This window comes from Aeromonas sp. Y293-4, assembly GCF_027705905.1.
Taxonomy (GTDB): domain Bacteria; phylum Pseudomonadota; class Gammaproteobacteria; order Enterobacterales; family Aeromonadaceae; genus Aeromonas; species Aeromonas veronii.
In genome coordinates, this window is sequence record NZ_JAPDCI010000006.1 from 101,425 (window position 1) to 119,225 (window position 17,801).

Here is a 17,801-nt window from a genome sequence, read left to right on the forward strand (position 1 = left end):
TGTGCGGAACGAACCGCCGGTTTGGTTGGCAGAGCCTATCGGTCGTTCACGAATACGGGACGGACGATAGTCAGGACAACGGAGTAATCAGATATTCAAGTAACTGGGCTGGCGCCAAGAAGGTACCACCCACCCTATCAGTACCCCGCAGGCATCAAGCCAGTCGGGCACCTTGACCAGGTTGGTGACGTGCAGAGTCCGACTCTGACAACCAACCCCATTGCAGGATGCAAAGATGGCAACCCTAACGAAAAAGAACAATGCCCCCAAGAAAGTCTTCGCCTTCCGCTGGCACGGGGTTAATCGCAAGGGGCAGAAGGTCTCCGGCGAGCTGCAGGCCGACAGCATCAACACCGTCAAGACCGAACTGCGCAAGCAGGGGGTCAACGTCACCAAGGTAGCCAAGAAATCCCAGGGGCTCTTCTCCAAGGGCGGCGCCAAGATCAAGCCGATGGATATCGCCATCGTCTCACGCCAGATCACCACCATGCTCTCCGCCGGCGTACCACTGGTGCAGAGCCTGCAGATCATCGCCCGCAGTCACGAGAAAGCCTCGATGCGCGAGCTGATGGGGCAGATTGCCGCCGATGTGGAGACCGGTACCCCCATGTCGGAGGCACTGCGCCGCCATCCCCTCTACTTTGACGATCTCTACTGCGATCTGGTGGAAGCCGGTGAGCAATCCGGTGCGCTGGAAACCATCTACGACCGTATCGCCACCTATCGGGAAAAGTCGGAAGCGCTCAAGTCGAAGATCAAGAAGGCGATGTTCTACCCCACCATGGTCATTCTGGTCGCCATCGTGGTCACCTCCATCCTGCTGCTGTTCGTCATTCCGCAGTTCGAGGATATCTTCAAGAGCTTCGGTGCCGAGCTGCCGGTGTTCACCCAGTTTGTTATCGGCATCTCCCGCTTTATGCAGAACTGGTGGTATGTCTTCTTTGGTGGCACGGCCCTTGGCATCTTCCTTTACGTGCGGGCCTGGCGGGCCTCCCAGAAGGTGAAAGACAATACCGACAAGTTCGTCCTCACCATTCCGGTGGTCGGGATGATCCTGCACAAGGCGGCGATGGCCCGCTTTGCCCGCACCCTGTCGACCACCTTCTCCGCCGGTATCCCGCTGGTAGATGCGCTGATTTCGGCGGCTGGGGCCTCGGGTAACTATGTCTATCGCACCGCTGTCATGGCCATCCGCAACGAGGTGGTGGCCGGTATGCAGATCAACGTTGCAATGCGCACCGTCGATCTCTTCCCCGACATGGTGATCCAAATGGTGATGATCGGTGAGGAGTCCGGTGCCATCGATGATATGCTCTCCAAGGTCGCCACCATCTTCGAACAGGAGGTGGATGATCTGGTCGATGGCCTCACCAGCCTGCTGGAACCCCTTATCATGGTGGTGCTCGGGGTGCTGGTCGGCGGCATGGTTATCGCCATGTACCTGCCCATCTTCAAGCTTGGCGACGTGGTAGGCTGATTTATCAGGGCATGGCACCACCGCCATGCCCTCCCCCTCATCCAATAACTGACGGTTGGTTATGACACTTCTTCTCGAGCTGGCTCACAGCTTGCCCTGGCTCTACTTCTCGCTGGTTTTTCTTTTCTCCCTGATGATCGGCAGCTTCCTTAACGTAGTGATCCACCGCTTGCCTATCATGCTGGAGCGGGAGTGGCAGGCCGAGTATCGCGGCTACTTTTCCCCCGATGAGGAGGCAACTGCGCCAGAGCGCTACAACCTGATGGTACCGCGCTCCGCATGCCCTCACTGTGGCCACGCCATCACTGCGCTTGAGAACATCCCGCTGTTGAGCTGGCTCTGGCTCAAAGGGCGTTGCCGCGACTGTCAGGCCCCCATCTCGGCCCGCTATCCGCTGGTAGAGCTGATAACAGCCCTGCTCTCGGTGGCCGTAGCCATGGTCATAACCCCGGGCTGGGGTACGTTGGCCGCCCTGTTGCTGACCTGGGTGCTGGTCACCCTCACCTTTATCGATCTCGACAAGATGTTGCTGCCCGACCAGCTCACCCTGCCACTGCTGTGGGGCGGGCTGCTGTTCAACCTGGCAAGTGGCTTCGTCCCCTTGGCTGATGCAGTGAGCGGCGCCATGGCCGGCTATCTGGTGCTCTGGAGCCTCTACTGGGCTTTCAAGCTGCTAACCGGCAAGGAGGGGATGGGCTATGGCGACTTCAAGCTGCTGGCGGCACTGGGCGCCTGGCTCGGCTGGCAGGCGCTGCCCATAATTCTGCTGCTCTCATCCCTGGTCGGCGCCGTGATCGGCATCAGTCTGATCGCCTTGCACAAACACCATCAGGGCAAGCCCATTCCCTTCGGCCCCTACCTCGCCATCGCGGGCTGGATCGCCCTGCTGTGGGGCGATACCATCACCCGCTGGTATCTCTCTACCCTGCTTTGAGCAAGAGGCCCCATGTATGTAGTTGCTATCACAGGTGGTATCGGCAGCGGCAAGACCACTATCGCCAATCAGTTTGCCGCGCTGGGTATCGAGGTGGTGGATGCCGATGTGATCGCCCGTGAAGTGGTCGAGCCGGGCACCCCGGCCCTTGCCGCCATCGCCGACCATTTTGGCCCTGATGTGATTGAACCTAGCGGTCAACTCGACCGTCGTGCCCTGCGCGAGCGGGTCTTCAGCGACCCGCAGGCCAAGGGGTGGCTCAATGCCCTGCTCCATCCGCTCATTCGCAGCGAAATGCTGCGCCAGTGTGCCGCAGCCAGTTCTCCTTACTGCCTGCTGGTGGTGCCGCTGCTGGTGGAGAACAAACTCACTGGCCTCGCCAACCGGGTGCTGGTGATCGATGTGGATGAAGCCACCCAGATTGAGCGCACCTGTCGCCGTGATGGGGTATCGGCCGAGCAAGCCAAGGCCATCATCGCCGCCCAAGCGAGTCGGTCGGAGCGCCTCGCGGCGGCGGATGATGTCATCGAAAACTACAATGGCAGCGAAATGGCGATTAAAACGCGGATTTTGGCGCTGCACGAGACATATCTGGCAATTGCCTCTCAACAAGGCCGCCAAGTGTGAGTACACTAGGCCGGTTTATGGCTGGCCAGGATTAGGCATGATTTACGATTTCCCCCTCAATGAAAAAAGCCGGACCTATCTTCGTCTGGAGTCCCTGTTTTCCCAGATCCGCGACAATCTGGAGAGTGAACAATCCTGGGCACATATCGCCTTCTTCAAGGGGCTGTTCGATCTGCAGGAGTTGCTGGAGCGTGGTGACCTGCGCGCCGACCTCATCAAGGATCTGGAGCGTCTCGGCCAGCGTCTGAGCCACTGGGCCAGCCTGCCCGATGTCGATCTGGAGCAGATCAAACTGATGCAGCAAGAGAGCAGCCAGCTCTCCCGCAACCTGCTCAATTCGCCACGCCCGGGTGCCCGCCTGAAAGAGGATCGTCTGCTCGGCTCCATCCGCCAGCGCTTCTCCATCCCGGGTGGTCTGTGTGCCTTCGATGTGCCGCAGCTGCACCACTGGCTCGGCACCCCGGCCATCACCCGTCACCAGCAGATGCAGGGCTGGCTGAGCGATATTAACCTGCTGATGAATGCCATCACGCTCCTGCTGCGCCTGTGGCGTGAATCAGGCAGCTTCAGTGAGCAGGTTGCCAGCAACGGTTTCTTCCAGGACACCGCCGAGAGCGCCGAGCTGATCCGCATCAAGCTGCCGGGCAATCTCTGCTGCTACCCTACCCTGAGCGGCCACAAGAACCGTTTCGCGCTGCGCTTCCTGCCAACCGGCGAACAGCCGATTGGCGATGTGCCATTCCAGCTCGCCTGCTGCTAAGGAGGGCTCATGGTCACCAAGGTAAAGTGCCCGACCTGCCAGAGCGAAGTGGAGTGGGGCCCGCAGAGTCCGTTCCGTCCCTTCTGCAGCAAGCGCTGCCAGCTGATCGATCTCGGCGAATGGGCCGATGAAGAGAAGCGCATCCCGGGGGAGATCAACCCGGATCTGCTGCCGGAGCCGGAAGAGGGGGATCAGTGGCTATAAGCCCCTAGTCACGCACCTCTGCAACATGAAAAAAGGGCCGATTGGCCCTTTTTTCATGCTTGTTGATTACTACCGGCTCACGCCAGCAGACCCTGTAGCCGCGCGACAATCGGGCCATTGGCATCGGGGAAGTGGTAGTTGTTCAGCTCGGCCACCGGCACCCACAGGCACTCCTGCCCCTCCTTGCCGAACGGCTCGCCGCTGAAACGGGTCACCTTCCAGATATCCAGCAATACCTGCTTCTCGGGGTAATCGTGCTGCAGCTCCATAAAGGGGGCACAATCCAATACCCGGATGCCGATCTCTTCCCACAGCTCCCGATCCAGTGCGGTGAGCAGATCCTCGCCCGACTCGACCTTGCCACCGGGAAACTCCCAGCGATCCCCCTGATGGCGATCGGAGGAGCGTCTGGCGATGAAGATATCGCCCCGTTCATTCTCGATGACGCCAACCGCCACCCAGATCCGTTTTTTCTGTTCCATCAATTACCTCTGTTCGCTTGTTGCCACCAATAACAAGGCGGGCACTTGGCCCGCCTGTTATGGCATAGCGTCGATCAGGTCAACTGACCGTGGCAGTGCTTGTACTTCTTGCCGGAGCCGCACGGGCAGGGATCGTTACGACCGACCTTCTGCTCGTCACGTACGAAGGTGGTGTGCCCCTCTTCGCCTGCGGCCTGTTCATCGGCCAGCTGGCTCTCGGCAGCGGCGTGGGTATAGGTGCGGGGAGCGGCTTCCGCCTGCTGGCGCTGCTGCTCTTCCATCGCTTCCACATCGCGCTCCTGCACCTGAACACGGCTCAGGATGCTGACCACGTCGCGCTTGAGGGTTTCCAGCATCTGGGTGAACAGATCGAAGGATTCGCGCTTGTACTCCTGCTTGGGGTTCTTCTGGGCGTAACCGCGCAGATGGATGCCCTGACGCAGGTGATCCATGGCCGCCAGATGCTCTTTCCAGAGACCATCCAGAGTTTGTAGCATCACCGCCTTCTCGAAGTTGCGCAGCACCTCTTTGCCGACCAGCTCTTCCTTGTGGGCATAGAGCTTGGTGGCTTCGTCCAGAATGCGCTCGCGCAGCTTCTCTTCATACAGCTTGTCATCTTCCGCCAGCCACTGTTGCAGCGGCAGATCCAGCGCGAAGTCGGCCTTCAGGCGTGCTTCCAGACCCGGCACATCCCACATCTCTTCCAGAGACTGGGGCGGGATGTACTCGTCGATCACCGCGCCGTAGACGTCGTCACGGATAACGTGAATGGTCTCGGAGATGTCGTTGGTATCCAGCAGCTCGTTACGCTGCTCGTAGACCACCTTGCGCTGGTCGTTGGCCACGTCATCAAACTCCAGCAAGCTCTTGCGGATGTCGAAGTTGCGACCTTCCACCTTGCGCTGGGCGTTTTCGATCGCCTTGGTGACCCATGGGTGCTCGATGGCTTCGCCCTCTTCCATGCCCAGCTTCTTCATCATGCCGGTCACGCGATCGGAGGCGAAGATCCGCATCAGGGTATCTTCCATGGAGAGGTAGAAACGGGAGGAACCCGGATCACCCTGACGACCGGAACGGCCGCGCAGCTGGTTGTCGATACGACGGGATTCGTGACGCTCGGTGCCGATAATGTGCAGACCACCAGCGGCCAGCACCGCATCGTGACGCACCTGCCAGGCCGCTTTCAGCTCGGCAATCTGCTCGCTGGTCGGGTTCTCCAGCTTGGCAAGCTCTGCCTGCCAGTTGCCGCCCAACACAATGTCGGTACCACGACCGGCCATGTTGGTGGCGATAGTGACCGCGCCAGTCTGACCGGCCTGGGCGACGATCTCCGCTTCCATGGCGTGGAACTTGGCGTTCAGCACTTTGTGCGGGATCTTCTCCTTGGTCAGGATGCCGGAGAGCAGCTCGGAGTTCTCGATAGAGACGGTACCAACCAGTACAGGCTGGCCCTTGGCCACGCACTGACGGATATCTTCGATGATGGCGGCATACTTCTCATTGGCGGTCAGGTAGACCAGATCGCCCATGTCTTTGCGCACCATCGGCTTGTTGGTCGGGATAACCACGGTATCCAGGCCATAAATCTGCTGGAATTCAAAGGCTTCGGTATCCGCAGTACCTGTCATCCCCGCCAGCTTGTTGTAGAGGCGGAAGTAGTTCTGGAAGGTGATGGATGCCAGTGTCTGGTTCTCGTTCTGGATCTTCACCCCTTCCTTCGCTTCAACGGCCTGATGCAGACCATCGGACCAGCGACGGCCCGGCATGGTACGGCCGGTGTGCTCGTCGACGATGACGATCTCGTCTTTCTGGACGATGTAGTCCACGTTGCGCTCGAACAGGGTGTGAGCACGCAGACCCGCATTGACGTGGTGCAGCAGGCTGATGTTGGAGGCGGAGAACAGGGAGTCGTTCTCGTCCAGCAGCCCCTCTTTCTTGAGCAGCTCTTCCACGAAGATCTGACCGTTTTCGGTCAGCAGCGCCTGACGGTTCTTCTCGTCCACCGTGTAGTGACCGTCACCGGTGTACTCTTCTGTGTCTTCCTTGTCCTGTTTGACCAGCAGCGGGATCAACTTGTTGACGCGGATATAGAGCTCGGAGCTGTCTTCGGCCGGACCGGAGATGATCAGCGGAGTACGGGCTTCATCGATAAGCACCGAGTCCACCTCATCCACCAGCGCGTAGTTGAGCGGACGCTGTACGCGCTGCTCTGGCGAGAACGCCATGTTGTCGCGCAGGTAGTCAAAACCGAATTCGTTGTTGGTACCGTAGGTAATGTCGGCTGCGTAGGCGTCACGCTTCTGGGATGCATCCATACCGGGCACGTTGCAATCGACGGTCATGCCTAGGAAGGCAAACAGCGGGCGGTTCGCCTCCGCATCACGCTTGGCCAAATAGTCGTTCACCGTCACGACGTGCACACCGCGGCCACTCAGGGCGTTCAGATAAGCTGGCAGAGTCGCAGTAAGAGTCTTACCTTCACCGGTTTTCATTTCCGCGATACGGTTGGAGTTCAGCACCATGCCGCCGATCAGCTGCACGTCGAAGTGACGCATGCCAAACACCCGCTTGGAGGCTTCACGCACGGTCGCGAACGCTTCCGGCAGCAACTGCTCCAGGGTCTCACCCTGCTCGATACGCTGACGATATTCAGCCGTTTTGGCCTGCAACTCGGCATCGGACAGAGCCTCGAACTGCGGCTCCATGGCATTGATCTGTTTTACAATTTTGCGCAAAGCCTTGAGCGTTCTGTCGTTCCGGCTGCCGATAATCTTGGTAAGCAGTGTGCTAATCATGGGTACCAACTATTTCTGGTTATAAAAGCGTTCCGTCACTGGAACCTGAAGAAAAAAACCTAACCCCGTCTGGCACTGAGAAAGCGTGCGGGGTTGACCTGACGACCATCTTTCAACACTTCGTAATGCAAATGGACCCCGGTCGCGCGACCGGTGCGTCCCATCAAGGCAATCTTCTGACCCTGATCAACCAGGGTGCCCACCTCGACCAGCAACTTGGAGTTGTGGGCATAGCGGGTGACCAGGCCATTGCCGTGATTAATCTCCACCATATTGCCAAATTCCGGATGACGGCCCGCCCAGCTGACAATGCCGGGCCCGGTGGCCAGAATCGGGGTTCCGGGTTTGCCACGGAAATCGACCCCTTTGTGCATCTTGGCACGCCCATTGAACGGATCGACCCGTCCACCAAACCCGGACGAGACCCAAACTCGCTCCTGTTTGACTGGCGTGCCGGAAATAAAACCGGCATCGGTGATATGGTGATTCATGATGAAAGATTCAAGTACCGACAGCTGCTCTTCACGGCTGCTGAGCTGCTGGCTGAGGTGTTTCATCGAGGCTTGCAGCTCGTTGAGGCTCACTTCCAGCTCTTCATCATAAGAAGGGCCGCCCATGGGGGGCAGCTCTTTGAAATTGAACTCGTCGGGATCGAGATCGGCCTGCTCGGTCAATCGTTCACCGAGGGCATTGAGGCGGCCAAGCTGGCCTTGCATAGTGCCCACCTGAGCAGCCAGCATTGCCAACTGTTCACGGGCTTCGTCGCCACTCTGGTCGACGGACTGTTGCTCGGCAACGGCAAGCGCCACTTCCAGCGCCTCCATTTTCTGGTGCCAGCTCTGCCAGAGCCAACCACCACCAAGGGCCAACAGGGAGAAGAGAATACCGCCGACCCAGGCCAGACGTTGTTTGGGCAGGTGCAACTTGCGTCGCTGCTTGCCGTGGAGGATCAGGGTAATGCTCATAGAAATCAGTCTGCTCGGTCAGGTGCGGCCAGGAGCCTGCACGGGAAATAAAACCGGGAGATAATCGGTATTAAAGGATGGAGTAAACAAATGACGGAACGTCGGTGCGGAGAGAGGACCGACGTTCCGTTGCACAGCTATCAGGCCAGAACCAGACCGTTATCGTAGTAAGCGATAGGCGCTTTGTCGCCCTCACCCTCGAAGGTCACCAGTTCCCAAGCCTCCTGCTCGGCCAGCAAAGCACGCAGCAGCTTGTTGTTCAGGGCATGCCCGGTCTTGTAGGCACGGAACTCACCGATGATGCTGCGGTTACACATATAGAGGTCACCGATCGCGTCCAGCATCTTGTGCTTGACGAATTCGTCCTCATAACGCAAACCGTCTTCGTTCAGCACCCGATAATCGTCCAGTACCACGGCGTTTTCCAGGCTTCCGCCCAGCGCCAGGTTCTGGGAACGCAGGTACTCGATATCACGCATGAACCCGAAGGTACGGGCACGGCTGATCTCTTTCACGAAGGAGGCACCGGAGAAATCCAGTACGCAACGCTGATTGCGCCCTTCAAAGACCGGATGCTGGAAATCGATCTCGAGATCCATCTTGAAGCCGTTGCGATAGGGGTGGAATTCCGCCCACTTGTCGCCGTCTTCAACCCGGATGCTCTTCTTGATCCGCACAAACTGCTTGGCAGCATTTTGCTCACGGATCCCGACTTCCTGCAGCAGGTAGATAAAAGGATGCGCACTGCCGTCCATTACCGGGATCTCGGGCGCGTCAACCTCGACATAGAGGTTGTCGATCCCCATCCCGGCCAGCGCGGCAGAGAGGTGCTCAATGGTAGAGACACGGACACCGGCTTCGTTGACCAGAGCGGTACAAAGCACAGTATCGCGCACCTGATCGGCATTGGCTGGCAGCTCCACCACAGGATTCAGGTCGGTACGCAAGTAAACGATCCCTGTGTTCACAGGCGCCGGACGGAACGTCATGGTGACTTTCCGGCCCGAATGCAGGCCGACACCAGTCGCCTGTACACTCGTTTTCAAGGTTCTTTGTCTAATCATGGGTGTACCCTAAACAGCTTAAAATCCGGACCAGATGGTCGTTGGCAGGCCATCTTAGCACATTCCTTGAACAACAAACAAACGAGAGCCATAAGAGGCTTAGTCAGCTTGCTTGCGCAGGAACGCCGGAATATCCAGGTAATCCGGTTCACGACGAGCTTGCGGCTCGGCGTTGACCACCTTGGCCGGGGCTTCGTCCATCACGCGGCCTTGCATCATGTCGCTAACCAGCGGCTGACGCACCGGGCGCTCTTGCACCTGGCTGCTCTTAACCAGAGTGATATCCGGCTTGCGCTCGGCACCGATACCGGTAGCAACCACGGTCACACGCAGTTCGTCGTGCATTTCCGGATCGATTACGGTACCCACTACTACAGTGGCGTTCTCGGAAGCGAAGGCCTTGACCGCGTTACCCACGGTTTCGAACTCTTCGATGGTCATGTCCATGCCGGCGGTGATGTTGACCAGGATGCCACGGGCACCAGCCAGATCCACATCTTCCAGCAGCGGGCTGGAGATGGCTTTCTCGGCCGCTTCTTCGGCACGGTCATCACCGGAGGCGGAACCGGTACCCATCATGGCGGTACCCATTTCACGCATCACGGTACGCACGTCCGCGAAGTCGACGTTGATCAAGCCCGGACGGGTGATCAACTCGGCAATGCCCTGTACCGCGCCAAGCAGTACATCGTTGGCCGCCTTGAAGGCATCCAGCAGGGAGATACCGCGACCCAGCACCTTCAGCAACTTGTCGTTGGGGATGGTGATCAGGGAGTCGACATTCTTGGAGAGCTCTTCGATACCGTGCGCGGCGAAGCCCATCCGCTTCTTCCCTTCGAAGGAGAACGGCTTGGTCACCACAGCAACGGTCAGGATGCCCATCTCGCGTGCCACTTCGGCCACGATCGGCGCAGCACCGGTACCGGTACCACCGCCCATACCGGCAGCGATGAACACCATGTCGGAACCGGTCAGCAGCTCACGCAGCGCTTCGCGATCTTCCATGGCCGCATCACGACCCACTTCCGGATTGGCGCCGGCACCCAGACCCTTGGTGATGCCACCGCCGATCTGCAGGGTAGTGTTGGCGCTGGAGTTACGCAGTGCCTGGGCGTCGGTGTTGACGGTAATAAACTCAACACCCTCAATATTTTGACGAACCATGTGCTCGACAGCGTTACCGCCGCCGCCACCTACACCGATCACTTTAATGACGGCTTCGTCAGTGTGGCTATCCATAAATTCAAACATGTTGTCTCTCCGCTTTATTTGCCTGACTCAGCAAAATTCTTAGAACTCGCCACGCAGCCAGTTGCTAACCCGTTTGACCAGGCCACCGACGCTTGCCTTGGCGGCATATTCTTTGTTGCTACCTGTGGCTTGATGGGTGCGGCCATATTGCAGCAACCCGACCGCAGTCGAGTACACCGGTGCCTGCACGTAATCACTCAAACCACGTATGTTCATGGGCTCTCCCACCCGGACCTGGCTCTGGAAGATCTGCTCTGCACACTCCACAATGCCTTCAATCTGGGCAGCGCCGCCGGTCAAGACCACACCGGCTGCCAGCTGATGCTTGACCCCCTGCGCTTTCAACTCGCTTTGTACCCGCACCAGCTCATCATTCACCATGGAGAGCAACTCGGTGTAACGGGGCTCAATCACTTCAGCCAGTGTCTGCCGTTGCAGGCTGCGCGCCGGGCGACCGCCGACACTGGGTACTTCAATATTGTCTTCCTTGCTGACCAGACGACCGAGGGCGCAACCGTAGCGCACCTTGATCGCTTCCGCGTCGAGCGGCGGCGTGCCGAAGGCGTAGGCGATGTCGCTGGTCACAGTGCTGCCAGCATACGGGATCACCTTGGTGTGGCGCAGGGCACCGCCGGTAAACAGCGACATATCCATGGTACCGCCACCGATGTCCACCACGCAGACCCCCAGCTCTTTCTCGTCTTCGGTCAACACCGCATAGCTGGAGGCCAGCGCGGAGAAGATCAGTTGATCGACTCGCAGACCCACTTTCTCGACACACTTCTCGATGTTGCGAGCCATGTCGTTGTGGCAGGTGATCAGGTGAACCTTGGCAGCCATCCGTACACCGGAGAGGCCGACCGGATTCTTGATCCCTTCCTGATAATCGATGGCAAACTCCTGAGGCAGCACATGCAGCACCCGCAGCTCGTCGGAGAGGCGAACCGACTTGGCGGTGTGGATCACGTTGTCCACATCCTCCTGGGTCACCTCTTCATCGGAGATGGGCACCATGCCGGTCTCGTTGCGGCAATCAATATGCTTGCCGGACAACCCCAGATAGACAGAGCTGATCTGGCAATCCGCCATCATCTCGGCCTCTTCCACCGCGCGGCGCAGTGACTTGACCACGGAGTCGAGGTCATTGACCCCGCCCTTCTCCATTCCGCGAGAAGCGTGACTGCCCATACCGATGACGTTCAGTTCACCGTCCGGCAATACTTCCCCGACCAGAACCGCCACCTTGGTTGTGCCGATATCCAGTCCGACAATCAAATTCCTATCTGCGGTGTTGGTCATGCACTTTCTCTTCGCTCTTCTTCCAGCCAACTGCCATTCCGGTGTCGTATCGAAGATCCACGTAGGCGACTTGCGCACGGGGTTCGATAACCGGGAAGGCATCGATAAACCGCTGCAGCCGGAGCGCAATGTCATTGCGTCCCAGGAACAGCTTGATATTGCCATCCAGGGTCAGTTCCCAGGCATGGCGGGGGGTCAGATTCACCCCCAGCAACTTGTATCCCTTGGCAGCCAGTTGCGACTCGTACTGCCGACTTTCTTTCAACACCCGGGCGGCCTGGTCATCCGGCCCTGACAGCTGCAACAGCGGTGTCTTGACCCGATCTGGGGCACTGAATACCTTGCCCTTGGTGTTGACGAAGCGGTTGCCATTCCAGCGAGCCGCCACATCTTGTTCCGTGAGGTAGATCTTGATCTTGTTCGGCCACTTCTTTCGTACCGAGACCGAGGCCACCCATGGCAGGGCGTTGAGCCTTGCCTGCAATTCGTTGACGTCCAATTCGAAGAAGTTGCGCAGCTCGGCGCCATCCAGCACGGCCATCCGCAGCTCTTCGGTTTGCAAATACTGGTGTTGCCCCTGCAGCAACAGCTCGCTCATGGGCAACCGGTTGGCATCTGTCAGCCAACCTTTAACATCCAGCGCCGTCCGGTAGCAGCCCCATATCACCAGCAGGAAAAATGCTACCCCTGCGATGAAGCCACCCTTGGTGCGCCCCTGTGCCCTTGCCTCCACCCGATCGATCCCCGTGTAACGCGCTAAACCGGCCTTTGACAGACCGGTTCGCCATTATATAGGCCCCGGCTTGGCGGTCAAAATACTCATTGGGCCCTCAGGCGCCAGATTTCATGCTATCTATGCTCAATTTCATCTCTCCGAGACGACGAGCCAGCGCCCCGACGTTCCCGGCGCCTTGAGTCAGCACCAAATCCCCCTCGCCGATCAGGTCGGCCAGTACGGCTGGCACGTCATCCGGTGTGGCGACGAAGATGGGTTCCAGGTTGCCACGCGAGCGAATGGAGCGGCACAGTGCCCGTCCATCAGCGCCCGGGATCGGCTCCTCACCGGCAGCATAAACCTCCAGCATCACCAGCACGTCTACCTTGGAGAGCACATCGGCGAAGTCCTCGTAGAGGTCGCGGGTGCGGGTATAACGGTGCGGCTGGAACACCATCACCAGACGCTTCTCGGGCCAACCGGCACGGGCGGCGTTGATGGTGACCTTCACTTCGCTCGGGTGGTGACCGTAATCGTCCACCAGCATCGCCTTGCCGCGACCGGTTTCAAACTCGCCATACTGCTGGAAGCGGCGACCGACCCCTTCAAATTTGGCCAGTGCAGAGATGATGGCCTCGTCGCTGACCCCGTCCTCTGTCGCGACAGCTATCGCCGCTGCGGCGTTCAATGCGTTGTGAATACCCGGCAAATTGAGGGTCACCTGCAGCTCACCCGCCTCTTTGCGGCGAACACGGAAGCAGCTGTGGTTGGTGGTCTGGACAAAATCCAGCACCTGTACATCGGCATCGTTGGAGAGACCGTAGGTCAGGGTCGGACGGGCAATCTCGGGCAACATGCCACGGATCACAGGATCATCGATGCAGACCACCGCCAGTCCGTAGAAGGGCAGGTTGTGCAGAAACTCGATGAAGGTGGCCTTCAGCTTGGAGAAATCACCGCCGTAGGTATCCATGTGATCCGCTTCGATGTTGGTCACGATAGAGACCATCGGCTGCAGATGCAGGAAAGAGGCGTCGCTCTCGTCCGCCTCAGCGATCAGGTAGCGGCTGCTGCCCAGTCGGGCATTGGTACCGGCACTGTTGAGCAGGCCACCGATGACGAAGGTCGGGTCGCGGTCGGCTTCGGCATAGATGCTCGCCACCAGACTGGTGGTGGTGGTCTTGCCGTGGGTACCGGCAATGGCGATACCGTGACGGAAACGCATCAGCTCGGCCAGCATCTCGGCGCGGCGTACGACCGGGATCCGCAGTTCGCGGGCGGCCAGCAGCTCCGGGTTGTCCTGCTTGATGGCGGTAGAGACCACCACCACGCTGGCACCCTCAACGTGTTCGGCACTGTGGCCGACAAAGATGTGGGCGCCCAGTCCGGCCAACCGCTCGGTCACGGCGTTGCGAGCCAGATCAGAACCCGTTACCTGATACCCTTCGTTGGCAAGCACTTCGGCAATCCCGCCCATACCGGCACCACCGATGCCGATAAAGTGGATGCGACGCACGCGGCGCATTTCGGGGATCACAGTACGCAGTTTTGCCAGTTCAACCTTGGTCATAATCGTCTCTTTAGTCTGCCGCAGGCCATGCGCCGTCAAAGCGCGGCTGCACGGCGGCATCAATACATACAGGTACAAGGCTGCACGGTGTCACCGCTGCAACCTTGCTCATCAATCTTTACCACGCTGCCCGGTTGCGAGCTGTTTGCACTCATCTGCAACCCGCTCGGCCGCATCGGTGATGGCGACGCGGCGAGCCGCTTTCGCCATGTTAAACAGGGTCTCCCTGCGACCAGCCAGCCAGGTCAGACGCGCCGCCAGCGATGCGGTATTCAGCTCGGACTGGGGCAGGAACTCGGCCGCACCGCCGTCGACCAGAGTCAAGGCGTTACGGGTCTGGTGATCATCCACCGCATGGGGCAGCGGCACGAAAATGGCAGCCACACCGGCGGCAGCCACTTCGGAAACAGTCAGGGCACCGGCACGGCAAACCACCAGGTCGGCCCAAGCGTAGGCGCTGGCCATATCCTTGATAAATTCACTCACCTCGGCATTGATGCCGTGCTGGGCATAGGCAGCAGAGACAGTCTCGGCATTGCCCTTGCCACACTGGTGACGCACTTCAATAGGCACGCCGGATGCCGCCACCGCAGCAGGTACCTGCTCGTTGAGCACCCGCGCTCCCAGACTGCCGCCCACGATCAGCAGATGCAGTGGCTCATCCCCGCTGCGCAGTTGCGGATCCGGCAGGGCGACCACTTCGGGACGCACCGGATTGCCCACCACAGCGGTACGACGGCTCGGCGCGAAGGCGCCCGGAAATGCCATCAACACCCGCCTGGCGATACGGGCCAGCAACTTGTTGGTCATGCCAGCAGCAGCATTCTGCTCATGGAGCAGCAGCGGGATGCCGGAGAACCAGGCCGCCACGCCACCCGGGCCGGAAGCAAAACCACCCATGCCGAGCACCACATCAGGGCGAACGGTCTTGAGCACCTGACGCGCCTGCAAGATCGATTTGACGATGCGATAGGGCGCAACCAGCAGTCGCTTGATGCCGTTGCCACGCACCCCCTGAATATCGATGAAGGAGATGGGATAACCGTGGGCGGGCACCAGTTCCGCCTCCATCCGGTCAGCAGTGCCGAGCCAGTGGACAGTCCAGCCCTGGGCCTTCAGGCGATCGGCCACGGCCAGACCGGGGAACACATGCCCACCGGTACCACCTGCCATCACCAACAGAGTCTTGCTCACTAAACCTCCCGCACGCGCGCCTGGGCTGTCGCCTGACGCAACTCAAAATCGATTCGAATCAACATGCTCACCGCCACCGACATGATGATGAGACTGGAACCACCGTAACTGACCAGCGGCAGGGTCAAGCCCTTGGTTGGCATCATGCCGCTGGCCGCGCCAACGTTGACGAAGGTCTGGAAGCTGAACCAGATGCCGATGCCGATCGCCAGATAACCGTCATAGAGCCGCTCGGCCACCAGCGCGCGATGCCCCAGCTTGAGCGCCTTGACCGCCAGCGCAAAAATCAGGAACAGGGCTCCCAGCACCCCGACGTAACCCAGCTCTTCACCGAGGATCGCAAACACGAAGTCGGTGTGCGCTTCCGGCAGGTACTCCATCTTCTGGATAGAGTTGCCAAGCCCTTCGCCAAACCAGCTGCCACGACCAAACGCCATCAGCGACTGGGTCAACTGGTAGCCGCTGCCGAACGGATCGGCCCAAGGATCCATAAAGGAGGTCACCCGCCGCATCCGGTAGGGCTCGACGATGATCAGCATCACCACCGAACCGAGGCCCGCGCCGATCAGGGTCAAAAACTGTCCCAATCGGGCACCGGCCAGAAACAGCATGCCGAACGAGGTAACGAACATCACCACGGTGGAACCCAGGTCCGGCTGCAACAGCAGCAAGACCGCCAGCACCCCAAACACCGCCAGCGGTTTCAGGAAGCCGATCCAGGCTTCGCGCACTTCGCTCTGGCGCCGCACCAGATAACCGGCCAGATAGACAAACAGCGCCAGCTTGCCAAACTCGGCAGGCTGCAGGTTGAAGGGGCCAAGCGGCAACCAGCGCACCGCACCGTTGACGTTGCGGCCCACCAGCAGCACCAGCACCAGCATCAAGATCGCCAGCAGCAGCATGGGGCCGTTGTGCTGTTGCCAGCGCGCCATCGGCACCTGCAACACAAACCAGGAGATACCGAGCGCCATCACCAGAAACAGGGCATGACGCTTCACAAACATGAAGGGGTCATCCCCCAGCGCAATCCCTTCGGGGATCGACGCCGAGGCCACGATGACCACCCCGACCGCCATCAGGGAGAGCGCCAGCAGTACCAGCTGCCGATCGTAGAGACCGGCAGGACGCGCCGGTAACAACCAGCGCTGGAACAGACCTGCTGCTGCACGAAGGGCGTTCATAGCGCCAGCACCATCTCGGTGAAGCGATCGCCGCGCACCTCGAACGACTTGAACTGATCGAGGCTGGCACAGGCCGGCGCCAGCAGCACCCAGTCACCGGGCTTGGCATCGGCAGCCGCTTTGGCAACCGCAGCGGCCAGGTCGGCCACCCGTTCGGTCTGCTCGCCCAGTGCCAGCAGCACCTCGGCATCCTGACCAAAGCAGTACATGTGATCGATCTGGTTGCCTAGCAGCGCCTGGATCGGGCCAAAATCCTGCCCCTTGCCCTGACCACCGGCCAGCAGCAGCAGGCGCCCCTTGACCGACTCGCGCACACCGGCAACGGCAGCCAGCGTGGCCCCCACGTTGGTGGCTTTGGAGTCGTTGATCCAGCGCACCCCGTTCACCTCCCGCACGAAGCGGGCACGATGGGGCAAGCCCTCGAAACGACGCAGCACGGTAAGCTGAGCCGCACGGGGAATACCGACCGCATCGCACAGCGCCATGGCCGCAAGGGCGTTGGCCTGATTGTGGGCACCGACGATCTTCATCTCGTCCACCGCCAGCAGCGGTTCACCGTGCAGGGTCAGCCAGTAGCGGCCATCCAGCAGGCAACGGCCATAACCATTGCAGTCGAGACCAAAGCTCTGCCACACCTGACCCACATCGGGCAGGGTCTGGGCATCGTCACGATTGACCAGAATGTGTTTGGAGTACTGATGGATCTCCATCTTGGCGGCGCGATAGTCGGCCATACCCTGATAGCGATCCATGTGATCTTCGGAGAGGTTCAGCACCACGGAGGCGGCAGCACGCAAACTGTGAGTAGTTTCCAGCTGGAAGCTGGAGAGCTCCAGCACGCAGAGATCCATCGGCTGCTTGAGCAGCTCCAGCGCAGGCGTGCCGATATTGCCGCCCACACCGACATTGAGGCCGGCTTCGGCAATCATCTCGCCCACCAGGGTAGTGACAGTGCTCTTGCCGTTCGAGCCGGTGATGGCGATGACCGGGGTCTGGGTCTCGCGCACAAACAGCTCGATATCACCGACGATCTGCACGCCACACTCGGCAGCTGCTTTCAGTTCGGGGGTCGCCAGCGCGATACCCGGGCTCGCGACGATCATGTGCGCCTGCTTGAGCAGCCCCTCGTCGAGCCCGTGGATCAGCTCCACCTCCGGCGGCAGTTGCTCCTTGCCGGGCGGGTTGGCGCGGGTATCCATCACCAGTGGCGTCACGCCACGGCCGAGGAAGTAATCGACACAGGAGAGCCCGGTTTTGCCCAATCCGATGATGATGACCATGGC

At 59.8% G+C, this 17,801-nt stretch carries 16 protein-coding genes; 5 read left to right on the forward strand and 11 right to left on the reverse strand.

Annotated features, from left to right (window positions below; genetic code table 11):
- Positions 1–235 precede the first annotated feature (235 nt).
- The 5 genes from OKC31_RS08850 (at position 236) to yacG (ending at position 4,002) form a co-directional block, all read left to right on the forward strand.
- Positions 236–1,477 (forward strand): type II secretion system F family protein, encoded by a 1,242-nt coding sequence (locus tag OKC31_RS08850; protein WP_005336136.1) that lies wholly within the window; start codon positions 236–238, stop codon positions 1,475–1,477.
- A gap of 61 nt (positions 1,478–1,538) precedes the next feature.
- Complete coding sequence (locus tag OKC31_RS08855) at positions 1,539–2,411, forward strand: prepilin peptidase (protein WP_270656775.1); 873 nt, start codon at positions 1,539–1,541, stop codon at positions 2,409–2,411.
- 12 nt (positions 2,412–2,423) lie between these two features.
- Complete coding sequence (coaE, locus tag OKC31_RS08860; protein WP_201952893.1) at positions 2,424–3,038, forward strand: dephospho-CoA kinase; 615 nt, start codon at positions 2,424–2,426, stop codon at positions 3,036–3,038.
- A gap of 37 nt (positions 3,039–3,075) precedes the next feature.
- Positions 3,076–3,798, forward strand: coding sequence for a cell division protein ZapD (gene zapD / locus OKC31_RS08865; RefSeq protein WP_270656776.1), 723 nt, complete (start codon positions 3,076–3,078; stop codon positions 3,796–3,798).
- Positions 3,799–3,807: 9 nt separating this feature from the next.
- Entirely contained in the window at positions 3,808–4,002 is a 195-nt protein-coding gene (yacG, locus tag OKC31_RS08870; protein ID WP_005336142.1) for a DNA gyrase inhibitor YacG, read from the forward strand.
- A gap of 77 nt (positions 4,003–4,079) precedes the next feature.
- Here the strand turns inward: yacG and mutT are convergent, their stop codons facing one another.
- The 11 genes from mutT to murD all read right to left on the reverse strand — a co-directional run bounded on the left by mutT (position 4,080) and on the right by murD (position 17,798).
- Positions 4,080–4,484 (reverse strand): 8-oxo-dGTP diphosphatase MutT, encoded by a 405-nt coding sequence (gene mutT, locus OKC31_RS08875; RefSeq protein ID WP_042053534.1) that lies wholly within the window; start codon positions 4,482–4,484, stop codon positions 4,080–4,082.
- A 74-nt stretch (positions 4,485–4,558) separates the two neighbouring features.
- Entirely contained in the window at positions 4,559–7,279 is a 2,721-nt protein-coding gene (gene secA / locus OKC31_RS08880; protein ID WP_164535949.1) for a preprotein translocase subunit SecA, read from the reverse strand.
- A gap of 59 nt (positions 7,280–7,338) precedes the next feature.
- Positions 7,339–8,244, reverse strand: a complete 906-nt coding sequence (locus OKC31_RS08885; RefSeq protein WP_005355107.1) for a M23 family metallopeptidase — start codon at positions 8,242–8,244, stop codon at positions 7,339–7,341.
- 140 nt (positions 8,245–8,384) lie between these two features.
- On the reverse strand, positions 8,385–9,308 hold the full coding sequence (gene lpxC, locus OKC31_RS08890; protein ID WP_005336146.1) for a UDP-3-O-acyl-N-acetylglucosamine deacetylase: 924 nt from the start codon (positions 9,306–9,308) through the stop codon (positions 8,385–8,387).
- 99 nt (positions 9,309–9,407) lie between these two features.
- Positions 9,408–10,559 carry a cell division protein FtsZ gene (gene ftsZ / locus OKC31_RS08895; protein WP_005336147.1) on the reverse strand — a complete coding sequence of 384 codons (1,152 nt, stop codon included), beginning with the start codon at positions 10,557–10,559 and terminating at the stop codon, positions 9,408–9,410.
- 39 nt (positions 10,560–10,598) lie between these two features.
- Entirely contained in the window at positions 10,599–11,858 is a 1,260-nt protein-coding gene (gene ftsA / locus OKC31_RS08900) for a cell division protein FtsA (RefSeq protein ID WP_005336148.1), read from the reverse strand.
- Entirely contained in the window at positions 11,839–12,591 is a 753-nt protein-coding gene (locus OKC31_RS08905) for a cell division protein FtsQ/DivIB (RefSeq protein ID WP_005336149.1), read from the reverse strand. Before OKC31_RS08905 ends, ftsA begins: the two co-directional genes overlap by 20 nt.
- A 97-nt stretch (positions 12,592–12,688) precedes the next feature.
- A complete protein-coding gene (gene murC / locus OKC31_RS08910) occupies positions 12,689–14,143 on the reverse strand; it encodes a UDP-N-acetylmuramate--L-alanine ligase (protein ID WP_139440271.1) in 1,455 nt (484 codons plus the stop codon).
- A gap of 111 nt (positions 14,144–14,254) precedes the next feature.
- Positions 14,255–15,337: an undecaprenyldiphospho-muramoylpentapeptide beta-N-acetylglucosaminyltransferase gene (gene murG / locus OKC31_RS08915; RefSeq protein WP_058057545.1), complete on the reverse strand. Its 1,083-nt coding sequence runs from the start codon at positions 15,335–15,337 to the stop codon at positions 14,255–14,257.
- Complete coding sequence (gene ftsW / locus OKC31_RS08920) at positions 15,337–16,518, reverse strand: cell division protein FtsW (protein WP_005336154.1); 1,182 nt, start codon at positions 16,516–16,518, stop codon at positions 15,337–15,339. The genes murG and ftsW overlap by 1 nt, the downstream gene beginning before the upstream one ends.
- Entirely contained in the window at positions 16,515–17,798 is a 1,284-nt protein-coding gene (murD, locus tag OKC31_RS08925) for a UDP-N-acetylmuramoyl-L-alanine--D-glutamate ligase (RefSeq protein ID WP_247823580.1), read from the reverse strand. The genes ftsW and murD overlap by 4 nt, the downstream gene beginning before the upstream one ends.
- Positions 17,799–17,801 lie beyond the last annotated feature (3 nt).